Annotated in this window: 23 protein-coding genes; 13 read left to right on the plus strand and 10 right to left on the minus strand. The window is 63.8% G+C overall.

All coding sequences use genetic code 11. The features are described from left to right. Positions 1-49 precede the first annotated feature (49 nt). The 5 genes from FJW08_RS13715 to FJW08_RS13735 form a co-directional block, all read right to left on the minus strand. Positions 50-1,375 carry a folylpolyglutamate synthase/dihydrofolate synthase family protein gene (locus FJW08_RS13715; protein ID WP_140811014.1) on the minus strand — a complete coding sequence of 442 codons (1,326 nt, stop codon included), beginning with the start codon at positions 1,373-1,375 and terminating at the stop codon, positions 50-52. Between the two features lie 153 nt (positions 1,376-1,528). Further along, complete coding sequence (gene accD / locus FJW08_RS13720) at positions 1,529-2,455, minus strand: acetyl-CoA carboxylase, carboxyltransferase subunit beta (RefSeq protein ID WP_140757244.1); 927 nt, start codon at positions 2,453-2,455, stop codon at positions 1,529-1,531. Between the two features lie 48 nt (positions 2,456-2,503). Continuing rightward, positions 2,504-3,343: a tryptophan synthase subunit alpha gene (trpA, locus tag FJW08_RS13725; RefSeq protein ID WP_140811015.1), complete on the minus strand. Its 840-nt coding sequence runs from the start codon at positions 3,341-3,343 to the stop codon at positions 2,504-2,506. A 2-nt stretch (positions 3,344-3,345) separates the two neighbouring features. Beyond that, a complete protein-coding gene (trpB, locus tag FJW08_RS13730) occupies positions 3,346-4,596 on the minus strand; it encodes a tryptophan synthase subunit beta (RefSeq protein ID WP_140811016.1) in 1,251 nt (416 codons plus the stop codon). A 28-nt stretch (positions 4,597-4,624) separates the two neighbouring features. After that, on the minus strand, positions 4,625-5,284 hold the full coding sequence (locus FJW08_RS13735; RefSeq protein ID WP_140811017.1) for a phosphoribosylanthranilate isomerase: 660 nt from the start codon (positions 5,282-5,284) through the stop codon (positions 4,625-4,627). A gap of 112 nt (positions 5,285-5,396) precedes the next feature. Here FJW08_RS13735 and FJW08_RS13740 point away from each other — a divergent pair, with 112 nt between their 5' ends. Further along, positions 5,397-5,615, plus strand: coding sequence for a hypothetical protein (locus tag FJW08_RS13740; protein WP_140506871.1), 219 nt, complete (start codon positions 5,397-5,399; stop codon positions 5,613-5,615). 4 nt (positions 5,616-5,619) lie between these two features. On the opposite strand, the gene FJW08_RS13745 is transcribed toward FJW08_RS13740, so the two are convergent. The 4 genes from FJW08_RS13745 to FJW08_RS13760 form a co-directional block, all read right to left on the minus strand. Then, on the minus strand, positions 5,620-6,378 hold the full coding sequence (locus FJW08_RS13745) for a M48 family metallopeptidase (protein ID WP_140811019.1): 759 nt from the start codon (positions 6,376-6,378) through the stop codon (positions 5,620-5,622). A gap of 98 nt (positions 6,379-6,476) precedes the next feature. Beyond that, the gene (locus FJW08_RS13750) at positions 6,477-6,959 is read right to left on the minus strand and encodes a DUF2852 domain-containing protein (RefSeq protein ID WP_140757254.1); all 483 of its coding nucleotides are present in this window, start codon (positions 6,957-6,959) and stop codon (positions 6,477-6,479) included. Positions 6,960-7,034: 75 nt separating this feature from the next. After that, complete coding sequence (locus tag FJW08_RS13755; RefSeq protein ID WP_181182916.1) at positions 7,035-8,225, minus strand: benzoate/H(+) symporter BenE family transporter; 1,191 nt, start codon at positions 8,223-8,225, stop codon at positions 7,035-7,037. Beyond that, positions 8,222-8,989: an alpha/beta hydrolase gene (locus FJW08_RS13760; protein WP_140811020.1), complete on the minus strand. Its 768-nt coding sequence runs from the start codon at positions 8,987-8,989 to the stop codon at positions 8,222-8,224. Before FJW08_RS13760 ends, FJW08_RS13755 begins: the two co-directional genes overlap by 4 nt. Positions 8,990-9,209: 220 nt before the next feature. Between FJW08_RS13760 and infC the strand changes: the two genes are divergently transcribed. From infC to FJW08_RS13795, 7 genes are all read left to right on the plus strand, one after another. Then, positions 9,210-9,746, plus strand: coding sequence for a translation initiation factor IF-3 (gene infC / locus FJW08_RS13765; protein ID WP_010912915.1), 537 nt, complete (start codon positions 9,210-9,212; stop codon positions 9,744-9,746). Positions 9,747-9,922: 176 nt separating this feature from the next. Next, on the plus strand, positions 9,923-10,549 hold the full coding sequence (locus FJW08_RS13770) for an isoprenylcysteine carboxylmethyltransferase family protein (protein WP_140811021.1): 627 nt from the start codon (positions 9,923-9,925) through the stop codon (positions 10,547-10,549). 183 nt (positions 10,550-10,732) lie between these two features. Then, positions 10,733-10,936, plus strand: coding sequence for a 50S ribosomal protein L35 (gene rpmI / locus FJW08_RS13775; RefSeq protein WP_006201248.1), 204 nt, complete (start codon positions 10,733-10,735; stop codon positions 10,934-10,936). Between the two features lie 19 nt (positions 10,937-10,955). Next, positions 10,956-11,357: a 50S ribosomal protein L20 gene (rplT, locus tag FJW08_RS13780; RefSeq protein WP_006201247.1), complete on the plus strand. Its 402-nt coding sequence runs from the start codon at positions 10,956-10,958 to the stop codon at positions 11,355-11,357. Positions 11,358-11,618: 261 nt separating this feature from the next. Beyond that, the gene (pheS, locus tag FJW08_RS13785; RefSeq protein ID WP_140811022.1) at positions 11,619-12,716 is read left to right on the plus strand and encodes a phenylalanine--tRNA ligase subunit alpha; all 1,098 of its coding nucleotides are present in this window, start codon (positions 11,619-11,621) and stop codon (positions 12,714-12,716) included. A gap of 43 nt (positions 12,717-12,759) precedes the next feature. After that, entirely contained in the window at positions 12,760-15,168 is a 2,409-nt protein-coding gene (gene pheT, locus FJW08_RS13790) for a phenylalanine--tRNA ligase subunit beta (protein WP_140811023.1), read from the plus strand. Positions 15,169-15,291: 123 nt separating this feature from the next. Beyond that, positions 15,292-15,894 carry a nucleotidyltransferase family protein gene (locus tag FJW08_RS13795; protein ID WP_140811024.1) on the plus strand — a complete coding sequence of 201 codons (603 nt, stop codon included), beginning with the start codon at positions 15,292-15,294 and terminating at the stop codon, positions 15,892-15,894. A gap of 227 nt (positions 15,895-16,121) precedes the next feature. On the opposite strand, the gene FJW08_RS13800 is transcribed toward FJW08_RS13795, so the two are convergent. Next, positions 16,122-17,117: an aldo/keto reductase gene (locus FJW08_RS13800; RefSeq protein WP_140811025.1), complete on the minus strand. Its 996-nt coding sequence runs from the start codon at positions 17,115-17,117 to the stop codon at positions 16,122-16,124. Between the two features lie 96 nt (positions 17,118-17,213). Between FJW08_RS13800 and FJW08_RS13805 the strand changes: the two genes are divergently transcribed. The 5 genes from FJW08_RS13805 to FJW08_RS13825 all read left to right on the plus strand — a co-directional run bounded on the left by FJW08_RS13805 (position 17,214) and on the right by FJW08_RS13825 (position 22,209). Then, complete coding sequence (locus FJW08_RS13805; protein ID WP_140811027.1) at positions 17,214-18,104, plus strand: LysR family transcriptional regulator; 891 nt, start codon at positions 17,214-17,216, stop codon at positions 18,102-18,104. Between the two features lie 52 nt (positions 18,105-18,156). Beyond that, positions 18,157-18,726 carry a cytochrome b gene (locus FJW08_RS13810; RefSeq protein ID WP_140811028.1) on the plus strand — a complete coding sequence of 190 codons (570 nt, stop codon included), beginning with the start codon at positions 18,157-18,159 and terminating at the stop codon, positions 18,724-18,726. 69 nt (positions 18,727-18,795) lie between these two features. Then, positions 18,796-19,371, plus strand: a complete 576-nt coding sequence (locus FJW08_RS13815; RefSeq protein WP_140811029.1) for a YceI family protein — start codon at positions 18,796-18,798, stop codon at positions 19,369-19,371. Positions 19,372-19,458: 87 nt separating this feature from the next. Continuing rightward, positions 19,459-20,445 carry a Gfo/Idh/MocA family oxidoreductase gene (locus FJW08_RS13820; protein ID WP_140811030.1) on the plus strand — a complete coding sequence of 329 codons (987 nt, stop codon included), beginning with the start codon at positions 19,459-19,461 and terminating at the stop codon, positions 20,443-20,445. Between the two features lie 108 nt (positions 20,446-20,553). After that, complete coding sequence (locus FJW08_RS13825; protein ID WP_140811031.1) at positions 20,554-22,209, plus strand: FAD-binding dehydrogenase; 1,656 nt, start codon at positions 20,554-20,556, stop codon at positions 22,207-22,209. The last annotated feature ends 216 nt before the right edge of the window (positions 22,210-22,425 follow it).

The raw sequence follows: 22,425 nt of genomic DNA on the forward strand, positions 1-22,425 counted from the left end.
AAAGGCGAGGTAGGGCAGAATTCTGCAACAGGTGTCTAAGTAGGACGCCTCAGGTCGGCGGCGTGCCGTTCTCCGCCAGGACCGCGCCTGCGAGATAAAGCGACCCGCCGATCAGGATGCGCGGCGTCGGGCCGTCCCAGGTATCGCGCAGCAGCATCAGGGCGCTGGCGACGGAGCTTACCGGCTCGGCCGTCAGCCCGGCTTCCGTGGCGCGGATGGCCAGTTCGTCGCTCGGCACGCCGGCGTCGCTCTGGCTCACTGGCACCGTGTAGACATGCTTGACCAAGCCCTTGAAGGCGCGGAAATAGCCACTCTGGTCCTTGGTGTTGATCATGCCCGAGATGAGGAAGAGCGGGCGCGGGTTCTTTTCTTCCTGCTCGGCCAGCGCTTCGGCGACGACCACGCCGGCACCCGGATTGTGGCCGCCGTCGAGCCAGATATCGGCGCCTTTCGGCCCCAGTTCCGCCAGCCGGCCCTGCACCAGCTTCTGCATGCGGCCGGGCCAGGCGACGTTGGTCATCGCCTTCTCGGCGGCGCGGTGGCTGATCTCGAAGCCGGCGGCCTTGACCGCGGCGATCGCGGCGGCCGCATTGGCGAACTGGTGGCGACCGGGCAGGCGCGGCGACGGCAGGTCCATCAGACCATCATCGTCCTGGTAGACCATGCGTCCGTTTTCCTCGAAAGCGAGAAAATCCTGGCCATAGACGAGGGTCGGGCATTCCAGCCGCTCGGCGGTGTCGATCAGCGCCTGCAGCGCCGTCTCGCTTTCCTGCGCGCCGATCACCACCGGGCAGCCGCGTTTCATGATGCCGGCCTTTTCGGCGGCGATCAGCTCGACACGGTCGCCGAGATAGGCCTCGTGGTCCATCGACACCGGCATGATCACCGACACGGCCGGCCGCGCGATGACATTGGTGGCGTCGAAGCGGCCGCCAAGACCGACCTCGATGATGGCGGCATCGGCCGGATGTTCCGAAAACAGGATGAAGGTGACGGCGGTGAGTATCTCGAAGACGGTGATCTTCTGGCCTGCATTGGCCTTGGCGACGCGGGCAATGGCCTCGGCGAAGATGTCGTCGTCGACCAGCCTGCCGCCGCCCTCGGCGGCAAGCCTGTAGCGCTCATGCCAGTTGACCAGATGCGGCGAGGTGTGGACATGGACGAGCCGGCCGGAAGCTTCCAGCAGTGCCCGCGAGAAGGCGGCGCAGGAACCCTTGCCGTTGGTGCCGGCGATGTGGATGACCGGCGGCAGCAGGTCCTGCGGATTGCCGAGCCGCTCCAACAGCCGCGTGATGCGGTCGAGCGAAAGGTCGAAGCCTTTCGGGTGAAGCGCCATCAGGGCTTCGATTTCGCGGTCGGCGGCAAGCGTCGTCATGGCACAATCCCGGCGCATGGCCCGAGAGCCAGAATCGCTCCCGCAATGACCACGGCTATCAAAAAGGCTACAGCGCGCCACGGATGCTGTGCAATCGCTGTTCGCGGCGGCCAATGTCGCGTCAGGCCAGTCTCGCGTCGGGCCGTTGCAGCGTCAAGCCTGCGGCCGGGCTTCGGCAGCAACCACGGCCGGCGGCAGGATTTCCGGTTCCAGCGGCTTTTGCTCCTCCGGCATCTTGAGCAGCATTTTCAGGAGCCGCGCGATCGTCTGGCGCATTTCCAGCCTGGACACCACCATATCCACCATGCCGTGCTCCATCAGATATTCGGAGCGCTGGAAGCCGTCGGGCAATTTCTCGCGGATGGTCTGCTCGATGACGCGCGGACCGGCAAAACCGATCAGCGCGCCCGGCTCGGCGATGTGCACGTCGCCCAACATGGCATAGGAGGCGGTGACGCCGCCGGTGGTCGGGTTGGTCAGCACGACGATATAGGGAAGGCCGGCTTCCTTCAGCCGGTCGACGCCGACCGTGGTGCGCGGCAATTGCATGAGGGACAAAATACCTTCCTGCATGCGGGCGCCGCCGGAAGCGGCGAACAGGATCAGAGGCCGCTTGCGCTGCAAGGCGACCTCGAAGCCATGCACGATCGCATCACCCGCCGCCATGCCGAGCGAACCGCCCATGAAAGCGAAATCCTGCACCGTCACCACCACCGGCAGGCCCTCGACGGTGCCCAGCGCATTGATGATGGCGTCTTCCAGGCCGGTCTTGGCCTTGGCGTCCTTCAGCCGGTCGACATAGCGTTTCTCGTCGCGGAACTTCAGTGGATCCTGCATAACCTTGGGATTGTCCAGGGTCTCGTACTTGCCGTCGTCGAAGAAGAATTTCAGCCGCTCCTTGGCTGAGATCTTCATGTGGTGACCGGACGACGGGATGACGAACTGGTTGGATTCCAGGTCCTTGTGGAACACCATCTCGCCGGTCTCGGGATCCTTGATCCAGAGATTTTCGGGCATGTCGGTCCGCCGGCCGAGCATCGAATTGATCTTCGGGCGAACGTAATTGGTGATCCAGTTCATCGCTTCGGCTCCTGTCCTGACGAAGAGTTGGGTAAAGACTTAGGAAGACTATTCGGCGGCAGCAAGGCGGGCCGAGCGCACGCCTTGCGCAAGGCCGCTGACCAGCGTGGCGACCGCCTCGGCCGGATCAGCGGTCTTTTCGCCCTTCGGACCCAGCACATTGGCGACCGCATTGACGATCGCCGTGCCGACGACCACGCCGTCGGCGTTGGCGCCGATGACGCGCGCCTGTTCGGCGGTCTTGACACCGAAGCCGACGCAGACCGGCAGATTGGTGTGACCCTTGATGCGCTGGACCGCCGTGGCGACCTTGCCGGTGTCGGCAAGCGCCGAGCCGGTGATACCGGTCATCGACACGTAGTAGACGAAGCCGGACGTGTTCTGCAGCACCTTGGGCAGGCGCTTGTCGTCGGTGGTCGGCGTCGCCAGGCGGATAAAGTTGATGCCGGCCTTGAGCGCCGGGATGCAGAGTTCCTCGTCCATCTCCGGCGGCAGGTCGACGACGATCAGCCCATCGATGCCGCTGGCGATCGCGTCCTTCAGGAAACGGTCGACCCCGTAGATGTAGATCGGATTGTAGTAGCCCATCAGCACGATCGGCGTTTCATCGTCGCCGGCGCGGAAGTCCGAGGCCATCTTCAGCGTCTTGACCAGCGTCTGCCCGCCTTTCAGCGCCCTGAGGCCGGCGGCCTGAATCGCCGGGCCGTCGGCCATCGGGTCGGAAAACGGCATGCCGAGCTCGATGATGTCTGAGCCGGCTCTTGGCAGTGCCTTCATGATCGACAGCGAGGTTTCATAGTCGGGGTCGCCACCCATGAAATAGGTGACGAGCGCCGGGCGGCCTTCGTTCTTCAGCTTCGCCATGCGGCGGTCGATGCGGGTTGTCATGATCAGATCTCCATGCCCAGCATCGAGGCCACCGTGTGCACGTCCTTGTCGCCACGGCCGGACAGGTTGACGATGACGATCTGGTCCTTGTCCATGGCGGGTACGATCTTGACCGCATGAGCGATGGCGTGCGCCGATTCCAGCGCCGGGATGATGCCTTCGACGCGCGTCGTCAGCTTGAAGGCTTCGAGCGCCTCGTCGTCGAGGATAGGCACATATTCGACACGGCCCGAATCGCGCAGCCACGAATGCTCCGGGCCGACGCCGGGATAATCGAGGCCGGCCGAGATCGAATGGCCGTCCATGATCTGGCCGTCGGCGTTCTGCAGGAGATAGGTGCGGTTGCCGTGCAGCACGCCGGGGGATCCAGCGTTCATCGAGGCGCAATGCTCGATGCCGTCGAGGCCGCGTCCGCCCGCTTCGATGCCGATGATGCGAACCTCTTTGTCATCGAGGAAGGGATGGAAGATGCCGATCGCATTGGACCCGCCGCCGACGGCGGCGATGATGGTGTCGGGCAGCCGTCCCTCCTGTTCGAGGATCTGCGCGCGGGCCTCGGTACCGATCACCGACTGGAAGTCGCGCACCAGCTCCGGATAGGGGTGCGGACCGGCGGCGGTGCCGATCAGATAATAGGTGTCCTCGACATTGGTCACCCAATCACGAAGGGCTTCGTTCATGGCGTCCTTCAGCGTGCCGTGGCCAGCAGTGACGGGCCGCACTTCGGCGCCCAGCAGCTTCATGCGGAAGACGTTGGGGCTTTGCCGGGCAACGTCGGTCGCGCCCATATAGACGACGCAGGGAAAGCCGAAGCGGGCGGCGACGGTCGCCGACGCCACGCCATGCTGGCCGGCGCCGGTCTCGGCGATGATGCGCTTCTTGCCCATGCGCTTGGCCAGCAGGATCTGGCCGAGGCAATTGTTGATCTTGTGCGAGCCGGTGTGGTTCAAATCCTCGCGCTTGAAATAGACTTTCGCGCCGCCCCCGAGGCCTTTCGCCGAGGAAACGTCACGAAGATGTCTGGTCAGGCCTTCGGCGAAATAGAGCTTCGAGGGCCGCCCGGCATAGTGGGTCGACAGACCGGTCAGCTCAGCCCTGAAATCCGGATCGTTCTTGACCTCGTTCCAGTTTTTCTCCAGGTCGAGGATCAGCGGCATCAGCGTTTCGGCTACGAAACGACCACCGAAAATGCCGAACATGCCCTGTTCGTCTGGCCCGGTGCGGAAGGAATTGGGTGTCGCCGGCTTGTTCATCGCCGATCTCCTGGTTCGAAAATACTGTTCAGGCGGCGCGGTCGCCCCGCGCGGCCCTGACGGCCCGGAAAAACTGTTCGATCAGCGCCGGGTCCTTGATGCCCGGCGCGCTTTCCACGCCCGACGAAATGTCTATTGCGGGCGGATTGGCAAGCCGAAAGGCATCGCCGATGTTGGCGGCGTTGAGCCCACCGGAAAGCATGTAATCGATCCCGGCGTCAAGGCCGGCGAGAATGCGCCAGTCGAAGGTGACGCCATTGCCGCCCGGCAGCTCGGAGCCCCTCGGCGGCTTGGCGTCGAACAGGAAGCGATCGGCAACTCCGATGAACGGCCTGATCCGGTCGAGATCGGCGGCCTCGCTGAGCGGCAACGCCTTCATCACCGGCAGCCCATGGCGGGCTTTCAGTTCGGCCACTCGCTCGGGGGTTTCGGAGCCGTGCAGTTGCAGCATGTCGGGCTGCATCTTTTCCACGATTTCATCGAGGAAGGCGTCCTTCGCATCCACGGTGACGGCAACCGCCAGGGCCTTGCCACGCGCCGCTTCGCGCAGGCGGCCGGCTTCGACGGGCTCGACATAGCGCGGGCTTTTCGGAAAGAAAATGAAACCGACATGGCTGGCGCCGCCGGCAAGGGCCGCCGCCATTGCCTGGTCGGTTCTCAAGCCGCAGATCTTGATGTCGAGCGCCATGGCGCGGGAATTGGCACGAAAAGCGCCAAGAGTCGAGAAAAAGCATGCTGTTTGCCGGCAAGGCGAAAGACGCTACCTATTGAGGGATAGCATGCCAGGCGGGAGAAAGATCATGGCCGACCAGACCGTTGCCGAACTGAAGCAGAAGATAGCGCAAGCGCGCGAGGTCATCGCGCATCTGATGGACAAGGCCGCCTTCAACGGCGCCGAAGCGCATCGGGCGCTGGATTATTTCGGCGGCGACGCCTTCGACCGGAACTTTCTGCCCTGGCCTCATCATGGCGAAGAGGGATTGCGGCCAGAGGAGCTCAACGCGGCGAATGACGACTAGCGGCCTACTCGAACACGATCGCCTGCAGCGCTCCGCCATTGCGCTTCAGCCAATCCTTGCAGCGGTCGGTGTCGGGGCAGAGTTTTTCGCACAATTTCCAGAATTTCGGCCCGTGGTTCATCTCCTTGAGATGCGCCACCTCATGCGCGACGAGGTAGTTGATGACCGGCTGCGGCGCCATCATGATGCGCCAGGAAAAGGAGAGATTGCCTTCGGAGGTGCAGGAGCCCCAGCGGCTGGACGTGTCCTTGTAGCGGATCGCCTTGGCGCGCTTGCCGAGCGCCTCGGTGTGTCTGACGACCAGCTTCTCGATCTCCTTCTTGGCCTCGCGCTTCAAGAAATCGGCGATGCGGCGCGGCAGATGGATGCGCTCGCCATGCACGATCAGCAGCGGGCCGCGCTCGTCGCGCGATATGGTGACGGTGCCGCGCTTTGACGGTTCGTGCACGATGCGGTGGGCCACGCCGCGTACCGGAATCTTGATGCCGGGTCGGACCTGCGGCCGTGTCGGCACCTTGGCCAGCCGCTGCTCCAGCCAGTCTTGGTGGCGGTCGAGGAACCTGTCCACCTCGCCGCGGCGCAGGCCCGGCGGCACGGTGATGCGCAGGCCTTGACCGCCGGAATCGATGCGCAGCGTCAGGCGCTTTGCCCTGGCGCTCTCGACGATCTTGAGCGGCAGGGTGCGGCCGGCGACACAGTATTCCCGCTCCACGGCAGGCGTGGGTTTGGGCTTCGTCAGATTGCGGAAGAACCCGATGGTCATGGCAGGACGATACGCGATTCGAGGAAAACGAATAGAACAAAAAAGAAACGGCGCCGCTCACGCGACGCCGTCATCCTACCTTGGCTTGTCGCTAGGCCTCAGTCGTCGAGCAGATTCGAGCCTTTGCCACGCTTGGTGGGGGTCGTTCCGGTGCTCGGATCGGTCTTGGTCGGAGCGGTCGACTTGTTGCGGTTGGCCATGAACCGGTCGAATTCGTCCTGGTCCTTGGCGCGGCGCAATTCGCGGGCATACTCGTCGAACTGGGTCAGCATCTCGTCGAGCTTGCGGCGCTCTTCGTTCAGGCGTTCAAGCTCCTTTTCGCGCCAGTCGTCGAAAGCGACGTTGCCGGTGCGGGCCGAGCCGTGGCCCCAGCGCGCGGCCTTGTCGGAACCACGGCGGCAGCCGGCGAAGATGCCGTCGGTCGCGCGGTTGACGTCACGCTTGAAGCCCTCGAGCCGGTCGCCCCATATGATGTAGGCGAGCATGGCGAAGCCGAGCGGCCAGAACACCATGAAGCCGATCACCATCAACGCGATGGTCGCCGGCGTCCAAGCCGGGCGGATCAATGCAGATGTGTTCATTTTCTCCCATTCCTTCGGTTGGAGACAGCCAGAACCGGCTGCGTGGAATCGAAATGGGAAGGCGAAAACGGCGATTCAAGACAATGTCGGCCAAAACCGGACAAGCTTCTGAAATGATTGTCGCTTTTTGAGCATATCGAGGGAAAGAACGGCCAAGCCGGCGATCAGGCCCCAAAAAGCCGCACCGACGCCGAACAGCGTCAGCCCGGAGGCGGTGACGACGAAGGTGACGGTGGCGGCCATGCGGTCGCCCTCATCCTTGAGCGCGATCGCCAGCGCGTTGGCAAGCGAGGCCATCAGCGCGAGACCCGCCACCAGCACGATCAGGCTCTGCGGCAGGACGGCGAAGATCGCCACCAGCGAAGCTCCGAAAATCGCGAAGATCAGATAGGCAAGTGCATAGAACGGGCCGGTCTTCCAGCGTTCAGCCGGATCGGGATGGACGTCAGGCCCGGTGCAGATGGCCGCCGAGATCGCCGCCAGATTGGTGGTTCCGGCCCCAAACGGCGCCGACAGGAGCGAAAACAGGCCGGTGATGCCGATCAGCGGGCCGGGCTCGGGATGGTACCCCGCGGCGCGCAGCACGGCGAGGCCGGAAAGGTTCTGCGAGGCCATGGTGACGAGATAGAGCGGCAGTGCGAGACCGATGATCGCCTTGGCTGTGAAATGCGGAGCAATGAACGTCAGTGTCGACAGTTCGGGCGCGGGCAAGCCGCCGACGCGGCCTGTCAGGAAGGCGGCAAGGCCGCCGCCGACCAGCACCGCCAGTACCGACAGCGCCGGATTGAACAGCCGGATGACAAAGAATGCCGCGATCAGCGGCAGGATGAGCCAAGGGTCCGCCGGGATGGCCTTCATGGCGTTGATGGCGAAGGTGACGACGATGCCGGCCAGCATGCCGGAAGCGACCGAAGCCGGTATTCTCGATATCAGCCGGGTCAGCGGCCCGAACAGGCCGGTCGCGACCAGCAGGATACCGGTGACGATATAGGCGCCGACGGCCTCGCCCATCGAAAAGCCGCTCGAGGCGGCGACCAGCGCCAGGCCGGGCGTCGACCAAGCGGTGATGACAGGCATTTTCGTGCGCCATGACAGCCACAGGCACTCGGCCGTCATAGCCAGACAGATCGCCGTCACACCGCTCGCCGTCTCGACCTGCGTCGCGCCGACCGCCTTGGCGGCGGCGATGACGATGGCCAGCGTGCCGCCAAAGCCGACGATGGCCGCGACGAAGGCGGAGACCGGGATGGAAAGACGCACCGTCATTTGCCCCGTCCGGCCATGTCGCCGACGGCCCGCACCAGCATGTCGAGGTCTTGCGGCCGCGACAGGCGATGGTCGCCGTCAGGAATCAGCGACAGCGTGACATCGTCGGCCGGCAGCAGGCTGACCAGCCTCAAGGCGTGGCTCGACGGCACGTCCGCATCGGCCAGCCCCTGCAAGATGTGAACCGGGCAATGCGTGTCGATCGGCCCGGTCATCACCCGGTTTTCCCGCCCATCCTCGATCAGGGCGCGGGTATAAATGTAAGGCTCCCCGGAATAGTCCGACGGCTCCGCGAAGTAGCCCTTTTTGGCGAGCTCGCGCTTCTGCGCCTTGGTCAGCGCCGGCTCGACCAATTCACTGGTGAAATCGGGCGCCGGCGCCAGCAGCACCATGCCGACGACGCTTGCGTCGCCCGCCTTGCGCAACTCCTGCACCATGCGCAGCGCGATCCAGGCACCCATCGACGAACCGACCAGGACCTGATCGCCCTTGGCGAAGTGCCGGAAAACCGCAAGGCTTTGCGCGAGCCAGGTCGAAATCGTACCTTCGGCGAAGGCGCCGCCGGATTCGCCATGGCCAGAGTAGTCGTGCCGCAGGAAGGCACGGCCTTCCCGTGCCGCCCAGTCCGACAGCGTCTCGGCCTTCGTGCCCAGCATATCCGACTTGTAGCCGCCGAGCCAGACGATGCCGGGCGTCGAGCCGCCCGCGTGGCGCACGGCGATATCGGATCCATCAACATCGAGAAAGGTCGGAGCGGCGGTCATGGCTGTGGGGCGGTCCTGATTTTTTTCACGCCTCGCTTTTGGCACGGCCAAAGGCAAGGCGGAAAGTGCTCGCGATGTTTCTTTGCTTGGCACAGGCTCGTGATCAGGTGATTTCTTGAGAACGCTGTGCTATTGACTTGCGCCGCGCGCTTCCCACATTGGCGCGTCCACACACAGATTTGTACGAACCCCGAACGAAACGGCCAAGGAGACCACGACCATTCGCAGACCTTTCAAAGCAGCGGCGCCGACCAAGGATGGGCCGCGCTCCAACCGTGATATCCGGGTTCCCCGGGTCCAGCTTATCGACGCCGAAGGCCAGAACCGTGGCGATGTTTCCATCAACGACGCATTGCTGCTCGCCGAAGAGGCCGGGCTCGATCTGGTCGAAATATCGCCCAACGCGGTGCCGCCCGTCGTAAAAATCCTCGATCTCGGCAAATTGAAATACGCCAACCAGAAGAAGGCGGCCGAGGCGCGCAAGAACCAGAAGGTCATCGAGATCAAGGAGATCAAGATGCGCCCGAACATCGACAGCCACGACTATGAGACCAAGATGAAGGCGGTCCGCCGCTTCTTCGAGGAAGGCGACAAGGTCAAGCTGACGCTGCGCTTCCGCGGCCGCGAGATGGCGCATATGGAACTCGGCATGCAGCTTCTGAACAAGGTGCGCGAGGAGGTGGCGACCATCGCCAAGGTGGAAGCCGAGCCGAAGCTCGAAGGCCGCCAGATGATGATGGTGCTGGCGCCGCGCTAAGCCTGCGTTGGCGTGAAGTGCCTGAGATCACGGCACGGTCACGAAAAGGTTAGGCGGGCAGCCGCACTCTAAATCCGCCTGAATTGTGATACAGGGCGTCCCGACGACCGGCGGGACGCCTATTCCTGGCTAAAGCTGCGATCGCCGGCTAAGCTCCTCGACGATCGGATCCCAACTTGGACACAGAATACAAACACGGGCTGGGCAACTACCAGCAGATGCGCCGGCTGGTGCTTGCCGTGCTCGTGGTGGTGCTGTTTATGGCGCTGCTGTTCGGCCAGTCGACCTTCCCGCCCGACACGCCGGTGCACGAATCGATCGAGATGTTCGGCGTGCTGTTGATTTTCCTCGGCATCGTCGGGCGCCTCTGGGCGACGCTCTACATAGGCGGACGCAAATCCTCCGAGGTGGTGACCGGCGGGCCCTATTCGATCACCCGCAACCCGCTCTATGTGTTCTCTACCGTGGCCGCCGCCGGTGTCGGCGCGCAGATCGGCTCGTTCTCGGGCATCGTCCTTTTCGCGGTCCTGTGCGCGGGCGCCTTCCACATCGTCATCCTGCGCGAGGAGAAATTCCTCAAGGAAGCGCTCGGCGCGCCGTATGCCGACTATCTGGCGCGCGTGCCGCGCTTCTTCCCCAAGCTTTCGCTCTACCAGGAAGGCGACACCGGCAGCTTCAAGCCGCGCCTGCTTTTGACCACGCTGCTCGACGGGCTGGTGTTCCTGATCGCTCTGCCGGCTTTCGAGCTGATCGACGGCGCTCAGCTATCGGGTATACTGCCGGTGTGGTTCAGGCTGCCCTGACCGGGGACGGTGCGTCGCACGGCTTCGGGTGTTGCGCCCGCGCCATCTTTGATCTATAGCACCGCCGTTCCAAGAAAACCGCCCGGCAGGGCATGCCGTGGCGGTTTCATTTGCTTTTCGGGCTTTGGTCGGCCCGGAGCGAACAAGAAGCGCGATCGTGCGCCAACAATACGGAGTAGCAAAATGCCCAAGATGAAGACCAAATCGGCCGCCAAGAAGCGGTTCAAGATCACAGGTACGGGTAAAGTCCTGTCGGCTGCGGCCGGCAAGCGTCACGGCATGATCAAGCGTTCCAACAAGTTCATTCGAAATGCCCGCGGCACGATGGTTCTGGCTGAACCGGATGGCAAGAAGGTCATCAAGAATTTTCTTCCGAACGGCCTTTAAGTTTTAAGGAGATCATGACATGGCACGCGTAAAAAGAGGCGTCACCTCGCACGCCAAGCACAAGAAGGTCCTGAAAGCCGCCAAAGGCTTCTACGGCCGCCGCAAGAACACCATCCGCATCGCCAAGCAGGCGGTGGAAAAGTCGCTGCAGTACGCCTACCGCGACCGCAAGAACCGCAAGCGCTCGTTCCGCGCGCTGTGGATCCAGCGCATCAACGCCGCGACCCACGAGCACGGCCTGACCTATGGCCGCTTCATCGACGGTTTGAACAAGGCCGGCATCGAGATCGATCGCAAGATCCTGTCCGACATGGCCATCCACGAGCCGCAGGCTTTCGCCGCCCTCGTCGCCAAGGCCAAGGTCGCGCTCGAATATCTGAAGAACACCACGCCGAATGCTTTTGAGAGCGCTGTCGCCTAGAGCATGATGCCAAAAAGTTTCTGACTTTTTGGACAACATCATGCTCCAGGGAAATTAGCGAGGAGCGCGATCTTTTCCGAAAAGTCTGCAACTTTTCGGGATCGGGCTCCGAGCCCAGCGCTTCCCAAGCACTTTCGACACTTGATTTGGGGAACCCGCGCTGGCACGGCTGGCGCGGGTTCTTTTTTTGACCCTGATGTAACCAAAATGGTGTCGAACGAACCGAAATGGTGTCGGTCGCCCGATCAAGAAAGCTTCCCCGTGAACGCCACTGCTGGAAATCTTGAAGCCCTGGAAGCCTCTCTGCTTGCCGACATCGCCTCGGCCGCCGACGAGGCGTCTATCGAGGCGGTGCGCGTCTCCGCGCTTGGCAAGAAGGGCTCGGTCTCCGAAATGCTGAAGACGCTTGGTGCGATGAGCGCCGAGGAGCGTCAGGTGAAGGGCCCTGCCATCAACGGCCTTAAGAACCGCGTCACCGATGCGCTGACCGCGCGCAAGGTGGAACTGAAGGACGTGGCGATCGCCGCACGGCTTGCCGCCGAGAAGGTCGACGTGACGCTGCCGGTGCGGCAGTCGCCGGCCGAGCGCGGCCGCATCCATCCGATCAGCCAGGTCATCGACGAGATCGCGGCGATCTTCGGCGATCTCGGCTTCGCCATCGCCGAAGGTCCCGACATCGAGACCGACTACTACAATTTCACCGCGCTGAATTTTCCCGAAGGCCACCCGGCGCGCGAGATGCACGACACCTTCTTCTTCCAGCCGGACGAGAAGGGTGAGCGCAAACTGTTGCGCACGCACACTTCGCCGGTGCAGATCCGCACCATGGAGAAGCAGAAGCCGCCGATCCGCATCGTCATCCCGGGCAAGACGTATCGCCAGGATTCCGACGCCACCCATTCACCGATGTTCCATCAGGTCGAGGGGCTGGTGATCGACAAGTCGGCCAACGTCGCCAACATGAAGTGGGTGCTGGAAGAGTTCTGCAAGGCCTTCTTCGAAGTGCCTCAGGTCAAGATGCGCTTCCGGCCGTCCTTCTTCCCGTTCACCGAGCCGAGCCTCGAGGTGGACATCCAGTGCGACCGCTCCAGACCCGGCGAAGTGCGCTTCGGCGAAGGCGCCGACTGGATGGAGATCCTCGGCTGCGGCATGGTGCACCCCAATGTGCTGCGCGCCGGCGGGCTCGACCCCGACGAATATCAGGGCTTTGCCTGGGGCATGGGCATCGACCGCATCGCCATGCTGAAATACGGCATGCCGGACCTGCGCGCCTTCTTCGACGCGGATGTGCGCTGGCTGTCGCATTACGGCTTCAGGCCTCTCGACATGCCGACGCTGTTCGGAGGCCTGAGCGCGTGACGGTCCTGAAGACTCCTGCTGCCCGCTATTACGGAATCGTCCAATGAAATTCACCCTCTCCTGGCTCAAGGACCACCTCGAGACCGACGCCACGCTGGCCGAGATCGTCGAGCGGCTGACGTCGATCGGCCTCGAGGTCGAGCATGTCGATGACAAGGCGGGCCTGAAACCCTTCGTCATCGCCAAGGTGCTGACGGCGGTGCAGCATCCCGACGCCGACCGGCTGCGGGTGCTGACCGTCGATACCGGTGACGGCAAGCCGCCGGTGCAGGTCGTCTGTGGCGCGCCCAACGCCCGCGAGGGCCTGATCGGCGCCTTCGCCGCGCCCGGCACCTATGTGCCCGGCATCGACGTCACTTTGGCAGTCGGCAAGATCAGGGGCGTCGAAAGCCATGGCATGATGTGTTCCGAGCGCGAGCTGGAATTGTCCGATGAGCATAACGGCATCATCGACCTGCCCGAGGATGCGCCGGTCGGCACCAGCTTTGCGTCCTATGCGCATCTCGACGATCCGGTCATCGAGATCAATTTGACGCCGAACCGGCCCGATGCCACCAGTATCCATGGCATCGCCCGGGATTTGGCGGCGAGCGGCCTCGGCCGCCTCGTCGGCGGCGCGATCATGCCGCATGTCGGCAGCGGCATGTGTCCGGTCAAGGTGACGATAGTGGCACCGGAACTTTGCCCCGGCTTCGCACTCAGGCTGATCAAGGGCGTCAGGAACGGCCCCTCGCCGAAATGGCTGCAGCAGCGGCTGATCGCCATTGGGCTCAGGCCGATCAGCGCGCTGGTCGACATCACCAATTACGTCACCTTCGATCGCGGGCGGCCATTGCATGTCTTCGATGCCGCCAAGGTCACCGGCAACCTCGTGGTGCGCCGCGCCAAGGACGGCGAAAAAGTGCAGGCGCTCGACGGGCGCGAATACACGCTGACGCCGGAGATGTGTGTCATTGCCGACGACGATGGCGTCGAATCCATTGCCGGCATCATCGGCGGTGAGCATTCCGGCTGCGATGAGAACACGACGGACGTGCTGATCGAATCCGCCCTTTGGGACCCGATCACTACGGCCCGCACCGGCCGCACGCTCGGCATCATCACCGATGCGCGCTACCGCTTCGAGCGTGGTGTCGATCCTGAATTCATGGTGCCGGGTATCGAGCTGGCGACCAAGCTGGTGATCGACTTCTGCGGCGGCACTCCGACGGAGGCCGAGGTGGCCGGCTATGCCGGGCATCAGCCGAGGATCGTTTCCCTTCCCTTGTCGGAAGTGAAGCGGCTGACCGGCATCGAGGTGCCAAAGGCGGAGAGCCTCGACATCCTGTCGCGTCTCGGCTTCCATGCGCAGGGATCGGGCCACGTCGTCGACGTGACCGTGCCCTCCTGGCGCCCCGATATCGACGGCAAGGCCGACCTGGTCGAGGAGGTCATGCGCATCCATGGCGTCGACAATATCGCGCCGCAGCCGCTCGGCGCGCATGACGTGGTCAACGGCAAGATCCTGACGACACTGCAGATCCGCACCCGTGCCGCCAAGCGTTCGCTTGCCGTGCGCGGCATGATGGAGGCTGTCACCTGGTCGTTCATTCCAGCCAAACACGCCGAACTGTTCGGCGGCGGCCAGACGGCGCTGAAACTCGCCAACCCGATCGCCGCCGACATGTCCGACATGCGGTCCTCGCTGCTGCCGGGACTGATTTCGGCCGCGCAGCGCAATGCCGACAAAGGCATTGGCGACGTTGCCTTGTTCGAGGTGTCGGGCACTTATGAGGGCGATGGCGCCGACCAGCAGCGGCGCGTCGCCGCCGGCGTGCGCCGCGGCACGGCCAAGCTCGACGGCTCCGGCCGCAACTGGGCCGGCAATTCCGGTCCGGTCGGCGTGTTCGACGCCAAGGCCGACGCCATCGCCGCCCTCGAAGCCTGCGGCGCGCCGGTCGACCGGCTGCAGATCGAGGCCGGCGGACCGGCCTGGTATCACCCCGGCCGTTCCGGCACGATCAAGCTCGGTCCAAAGACCGTGCTCGGCACGTTCGGCGAGTTCCATCCGAAGACGCTGGAAGGGCTCGATGTCTCCGGCCCGCTGTGCGGTTTCGAGGTGTTCGTCGACGCCGTGCCCGAGCCGAAGGCCAAGCCGACGAAAACCAAGCCCAGGCTGGAGCTGTCCGCCTTCCAGGCGGTGAAGCGTGACTTCGCCTTCGTCGTCGACAGAGCCGTCGAGGCCGGCACGCTGGTACGCGCCGCACTTGCCGCCGACAAGAAGCTGATCACGGCTGTCTCGGTCTTCGACGTGTTCGAAGGCGTGTCGCTGGGCGAAGGCAAGAAGTCGATCGCCATCGAAGTGTCGATCCAGCCGATCGAGAAGACGCTGACCGACGAGGATTTCGAGGCGCTGGCCAAGCGCATCGTCGACAATGTCGGCAAGCAGACGGGCGGCGTGCTGCGCGCTTAGAGCGGCTCAACGCCGCTCCAAGCATTTGTTCTTACGCAATTCCGGACGGAAAACCGCTCGACACTTTTCCTGGAATTGCTTTGGTGGATTGCGCAGCAATGGCGAATCGCCTTCCAAAGGGCGATGGACCATCTGCGCTATTCCGGACTCCCATTCGAGAAACAACGCCAGGCGTTTCTAGACATCGTCGCGGCCGATCCGCTGCTGGCCGAAACGCTGGCGCGGGTGCGCATGCTTGTGCTGCCAGACTGGCTGGTGGTTTCCGGCGCGCTCTACAACAGCGTCTGGAACCATCTGACCGGCAAGCCGTCTGGTTACGGCATCAGGGATGTCGACCTTTTCTATTTCGATGACTCCGACCTGTCCTATGAGGCGGAGGACGCCGTGATCCGCAGGGCGGCGGCCCATTTCGAGGGACTGCCGCTGCCGGTCGAGGTACGCAATCAGGCCCGCGTGCATCTGTGGTATCCGCAGAAGTTCGGCCAGCCCTGCCCGCGCTATACGAGTGCCAGCGAGTCCGTCGGCTATTTCGCATCGAAGACGCATGCGGTCGGAGTGCGCTACGGCGCCGATGGGGGGCTGGAGCTGGTGGCGCCGTTTGGGCTGGATGATCTTTTTTCGTTTCGCATCACGCCCAGCCGGGTGATGGACAATCAGCGAACGCATGAGGCGAAGGGCAAGCGGGCGCAGGAGTATTGGCCGGAGATTACGGTTGTGCCGTGGTGAGCCGACCGAAATAGGAGATGTTGGCGGGACAGCGCCCCCCTCTGCCCTGCCGGGCATCTCCCCCACATGGGGGGAGATTGGCAACTTCGCGGTCCTTTTTTCGACGTTGGCAGTTGGCGAAAGTAGAGGTGCATCCACTCTCCCCCCTCGTGGGGGAGATGTCCGACAGGACAGAGGGGGGCGCCTCGCGCCTACGTCAGCAAAGGGGGCGCCTCGCGCCCATCTATCTACCCATTCACCAGTGCCAGCAGTTCCTCGGTGTAGCGCTTGCCCATCACCTTGTCGGGCGACAGCGCATCGCCGATCGATGCCACCTCGGCCGCGCTCAGCTCAATCCCGGCCGCCGCCGTGTTCTGCTCCAGATGGCGGATTTTTCGGGCACCCGGGATCGGCACGATGAAGTCGCCCTGGTGCAGCACCCAGGCCAGCGCCAGCTGCGCCGAGGTCACGCCCTTCTCGGCCGCCATCTTTTCCAGCGTGGCGATCACCTTGGCATTGGCGGCCATGGCGTCGGCCTGGAAGCGCGGCAGGCCACGGCGCCAGTCGTCGCCGCTCAGGGTCTCCGGCTTGGCGATCGTGCCGGTGAGCAGGCCGCGGCCTAGCGGGCTGTAGGGCACGAAGCCGATGCCGAGTTCGCGGCAGACAGCGAAGACCTCGTCTTCAGGGTCGCGGCTCCACAGCGAATACTCGCTCTGCACCGCCGCGATCGGGTGCACGGCGTGTGCCCGTCGGATGGTGGCCGCACTTGCCTCCGACAGGCCAAGCGCCCGCACCTTGCCCTCGCGCACCAGCTCGGCCATGGCGCCGACCGTATCCTCGATCGGCACGTTCGGGTCGACACGGTGCTGGTAGTAGAGGTCGATGACATCGGTGCCAAGCCGCTTCAGCGACGCTTCGGCAACAGCCTTGACGTGCTCGGGACGGCTGTCGACACCGGCCATGCGATCCATGCCGGTGCCTTCCTCCAGGATCTTGAAGCCAAATTTGGTCGCGATCGTCACCTTGCCGCGAACCGATTTCAGCGCCTTCCCCAGCAGGATCTCGTTCTCGAAGGGGCCGTAGACCTCCGCCGTGTCGAAGAAGGTGACACCGATCTCGACGGCGCGGTGCAAGGTGGCGATCGCCTCGGCTTCCGGCTGGCCGCCATAGGCAAAGCTCATGCCCATGCAACCAAGGCCGACCGGGAAGACTTCGAGTTCAGTTCCTAGCTTGCGGGTTTTCATCACGCGTCTCCTTGTTGTGATGCGGCAGAAGTAATGCCTTGCCGTCCGTTCGATAATCGGCTCTTCTTAGTACGGGTCGTTCCAAGAAATAGATCAATGAACCGAGCGCATCTCTCACAGCTTGCGGTGCTGGCAACCGTTGCCCAATGCGGCAGTTTTCGCGGTGCGGCCAGGGAATTGGCGATCGCGCCTTCGGCGGTGAGCCACGCGGTCTCCAGCCTGGAAGCACGGCTTGGCGTGCGCCTTTTGGCGCGCAGCACCCGTAGCGTCGCTCCGACCGAGGAAGGCGCGCAATTGCTGGAGCGATTGCGCCCGGCGCTTTCCGAGATCAACCTGGCGCTGGAGACGGCCGTCGAGGCGCGCGACCGGCCCGCCGGGAACCTGCGGCTCAGCGTGCCACGCACCTCAGCACATCTGGCGCTGACGCCACGGCTCAGCGCCTTTGCGTCGGCCTATCCCGACATCGTGCTGGAGATCGTCATCGAGGATCGCTTCACCGACGTGGTGGAAGGCGGTTTCGATGCGGGTGTGCGGCTCGGCGAAAGCCTGCAGCGCGACATGATCGCGGTGCGCATCGGGCCGGACATTCGTGGCGCCGTGGTCGGCGCGCCATCCTATTTCGAGACCATGCCCCGGCCGCGCCACCCGCGCGAACTTGCCGATCATCGCTGCATCCGCTTCCGCTTCTCCAGCGGAATCCTCTACCGCTGGGAGTTCGAGAAGGACGGCGAGGCGATCGAGCTGGCAGTGCAGGGACCGCTGATCCTCGACGAGGACCATCTGATAGCGCAGGCCGCGATCGACGGCGCGGGACTTGCCTTCGTCTTCGAGGATTATGTCCGCACGCCGCTTGCCGACGGCCGGCTGATCCGCGTTCTGGAGGATTGGTGCCCATCGTTCGACGGTTTCTTCGTCTACTATCCGAGCCGCAGGCAAATGCGGCCGGCGCTGAGGGCTTTCGTCGATTTCTTCAAGGTGAGCGGGTAGGCCACCCTCCCCAAAGGCGGAAGAAACCCAGCCCGGCATTCGTTCGCCTCGCATGCAGACCATCACCAACACCGCGACCCGCTATGGCTGGGCAACCATCGTCCTTCACTGGCTGGTCGGGATTATCTTCATCGGCCAGTTCATGCTCGGCTTCGTCATGGTCAGGACCCAGAGCCAACGCACGGCCTTCGAGCTGATCCAGTTGCACAAATCCCTGGGCTTTCTGCTGCTTGGCCTCATCATCTTGCGTGTCGCCTGGCGGCTCGGCAATGCGACACCGCCCTTGCCGCCTTCTGTCGGCGCCCTGGAGCGCCGCTCGGCGCCGCTGGCGCATCTGGCACTTTATACCTTCCAGATCGCCCTGCCCCTGTCCGGCTGGGCGCTGGTATCGGTTTCGACGCTGGAAATCCCCAGCATGCCGTTCAACCTGTTCGTCATGCCCAACCTGCCGCTGGCCGAATCCGACGCCGCTGAAAGCTTTTGGACGTCGGCGCACTGGTATCTCGCCTATGCCGGCATCGGGCTGGTTGCGCTGCATGTCTGTGCGGCCCTGCGCCACCATTTCCTGCTGCGCGATAGCGTGCTCACGCGCATGATAACGCCTTCGTCAGCCGGGGAATAGAACGGGCATTGGTCTCGTTTGTGAGGTGAGGACGCGAAAGAGCGTTGCCTCCGAACAAGGAACAACCCAATGCATGCGCGAATCCTCGGATTGGCGGCTGCCGCCGCCTGCCTTGCCATGCCCGTCCATGCGGCAATCGTGCTCGGCGATGCCGCCGGCAGCTACACGATCAGCCAGGCCGGCTCGGCGATCCGCTTCACCATCGGCAAGGCCGGCGGCGGCGGCTTCGACGGCGCCTTCGCCCGTTTCAAGGGCACGATCCGTATCGACAACAAGGATGTCGGGCGCTCGAAGGTCGACCTCACCATCTACCCCGAAAGTGTCGGGACCGGCCAGGGCCGCATCGATGCCTTCCTGCGTTCCGACGCGGTGTTCGACGCCGCCAATAGTCCCGAAATCCAGTTCCGTTCGACCAGCGTGACCCGCACCGGCGACACGACGGCGCTCGTCGCCGGCCGGCTGACGGCGCGCGGCAAGACGTTTCCGGAAAAATTCACCGCCGAGCTCGACGGGTTGAAGAGTGGCACGATCAAATTCCACGTCACCGGCAAGGTGCTGCGCTCGCGCTACGGCATGGATGTCGGCACACCGCTCTATTCCAACGTCGTCGATTTCGACATGACGCTGACGGGGAGAAGGGGCTGAGAGGCAGCGGTACCGAGCACCCGCATTGGCTTTTCCACCGATTTCAGGCAAACCTCCTTGCCTGTAAAATCGACATGGAGAAGCGTGATGTTCCGATGGGGTGTGTTGTCGACGGCCAAAATCGGTCGCGAGCAGTTGTTGCCGGCGATCGTCGAGGCGGAGAACGGCGTGCTGTCGGCGATCGCCAGCCGCGACCTGTCGAAGGCCAAGGCATTGGGAGACCGCTTCGGCGCGCGCCATGCTTTCGGCTCCTATGAGGAGTTGCTCGCTTCCGACGAGGTCGACGGCGTCTATATCCCGCTGCCGACCTCGCAACACGTCGAATGGACGGCCAAGGCCATCGAAGCCGGCAAGCATGTGCTGGTCGAAAAGCCGCTGGCGCTCGACGCCAGGGACATCGCGCCGCTGATAAAGCTGCGCGACCAGAAGAAGGTGCTGGCCTGCGAAGCTTTCATGGTCATCTACCATCCGCAATGGGTCAAGGTGCGTGATCTCATCGCCAGCGGCGCCATCGGCCGGCTGCGCCATGTGCAGGGCGCTTTCTCCTACTACAATGTCGACCCCGACAATATGCGCAACAAGCTCGACCTGGGTGGCGGCGCGCTGCCCGACATCGGCGTCTACCCGACCGTGTCGACGCGCTTTTCGACCGGCAAGGAGCCGCTGCGCGTGCAGGCGACGATCGAGCGCGACAAGACATTCGGCACCGACATCTATTCCTCGATCCGCGCCGATTTCGGCGATTTCGAACTGTCTTTCTACCTGTCGACCCAGATGGCGGCGCGCCAGGTGATGGTGTTCCACGGCGAGAAGGGTTTCATCGAAGTGTTCTCGCCCTTCAACGCCGGGCTGTACGACCATCACCGCGTCGAACTGCACAACCAGAACCACACCGAGGCCCAGGTGTTCCGCTTCCCCGGGACACAGCAGTACAGGCTCGAGGTCGAGACCTTCGCGCGGGCGGCACAGGGCGGCAAGGAGCGGGTCTTCACGCTCGAAGAATCCGTGCTCAACCAGAAAGTCATCGACGCTATCTTCCGCGCCGGCGACACAGGGGGCTGGGAGACCGTCTGAGTCATTGTCTGACGCAATTCCCTAGGGAAAGCGCTACGCGCTTTTCCCGGGGAAAACCGCCTCACACTTTCCTCGAATTTCTTGCTTAGCCGGTTAACTGGAAGAAAAATGGCTGACGACGCGGATGTGATCATTGTCGGCGCCGGCCTTGCCGGGCTGGTTGCCGCCGCCGAGCTTGCCGAAGCCGGCAAGAAAATCATCATCGTCGACCAGGAGCCGGAGCAATCGCTGGGCGGCCAGGCATTCTGGTCGTTCGGCGGGCTTTTTCTCGTCGATTCACCGGAGCAGCGGCGCATGCGCATCCGCGACTGCCATGATCTGGCGCTCGAGGACTGGATGGGCACCGCCGCCTTCGACCGGCCGGAAGACCACTGGCCGCGCAAATGGGCGGAGGCCTATGTCGGCTTCGCCGCCGGCGAGAAGCGCCCCTGGCTGATCGAGCGCGGCCTGAAGTTCTTTCCTGTCGTCGGCTGGGCCGAACGCGGCGGCGGCAATGCCATCGGCCACGGCAATTCGGTGCCGCGCTTCCACATCACCTGGGGTACTGGCCCGGGCGTCCTCGAACCTTTTGTTCTGCGCGTGCGGGAGGCGCAAAAGCGTGGATTGATCGACTTCAGGTTCCGTCACCGGGTCAATGCGCTGACCCGTACGGGGTCAACCGTCGACGGCATACGCGGCGATATCCTGCAACCGAGCACGATTGAGCGCGGCCATAAGAGTTCGCGCGAAATATCAGGCGATTTCGAGCTTCATGCGCAGGCGGTGATCGTCGCCTCCGGCGGCATCGGCGGCAACCATCAGCTGGTGCGGGAAAACTGGCCCAGGCGGCTGGGCTCGGCACCCAAGCGCATGATCACCGGCGTGCCGGACCATGTCGATGGCCGCATGCTGGCGATCACGGAACAGGCCGGCGGCTCGATCATCAACCGCGACCGGATGTGGCACTATGTCGAAGGCATCAAGAACTGGGCGCCGATCTGGACCGATCACGCGATCCGCATCCTGCCCGGCCCGTCCTCGCTGTGGCTCGATGCCCGGGGAAAACGGCTGCCGGTGCCGCTCTATCCCGGCTTCGACACCCTGGGCACACTCAGCCACATCATGAGCACCGGCTTCGACTATTCCTGGTTCATCCTGACGAAGAAAATCATCCAGAAGGAGTTCGCGCTGTCGGGCTCCGAACAGAACCCCGATCTGACCGGAAAGAGCTGGCGCCAGGTGCTCGGCCGCGCCACGTCGGGCATCCCCGGCCCGGTCAAGGCGTTCATGGAAAAGGGCGAGGATTTCATCGTCGAGACCGAATTGCCAAAGCTGGTCGCCCGCATGAACGCGCTGGCCGGCGGCGAACCGCTGCTCGATGTGGCAGCGGTCGAACGCGAGATCCGCGCCCGTGACATGCAACTCGACAACCCGTTCTCCAAGGACATGCAGATCACCGCGTTGCGCGGGGCGCGGGCCTATCTCGGCGACCGGCTGATCCGCACGGCAAAGCCGCACAAGATGCTCGACCCGGCGAACGGACCGCTGATCGCGGTGCGCCTCAACATCCTGACCCGCAAGACGCTGGGCGGCCTGCAGACCGATCTCGACGGCCGCGTGCTTGATACCGACGGCCAGCCGGTGCCGGGCCTCTATGCCGTCGGCGAAGCCGCCGGTTTCGGCGGAGGCGGCGTGCATGGCTACGCGGCGCTCGAAGGCACGTTCCTGGGTGGTTGCATTTTCTCGGGCCGCGGCGCCGGTCGGGCGGCTGCGCGGTCGGTGTGAGACGGCAGCGGCGTGAGTCGACGGCCGGCCGAGCATGGCAAAGCCGGTGCTATCGACGGCGCAACCGACGAACTGCAGTTCAAGGATTTGGCGCACCCGACAGGATTCGAACCTGTGGCCTTCGCCTTCGGAGCATGGAGGTCGGAGACCTCCACGCCGCTGGTGTCTTCGTTCGAGTCCGAGGGCAATCGCCACAATCAAGGAAAGCGCGATCGT

Origin of the sequence: Mesorhizobium sp. B3-2-1, from assembly GCF_006439515.1 — a bacterium.
Classification (GTDB): Bacteria; Pseudomonadota; Alphaproteobacteria; order Rhizobiales; family Rhizobiaceae; genus Mesorhizobium.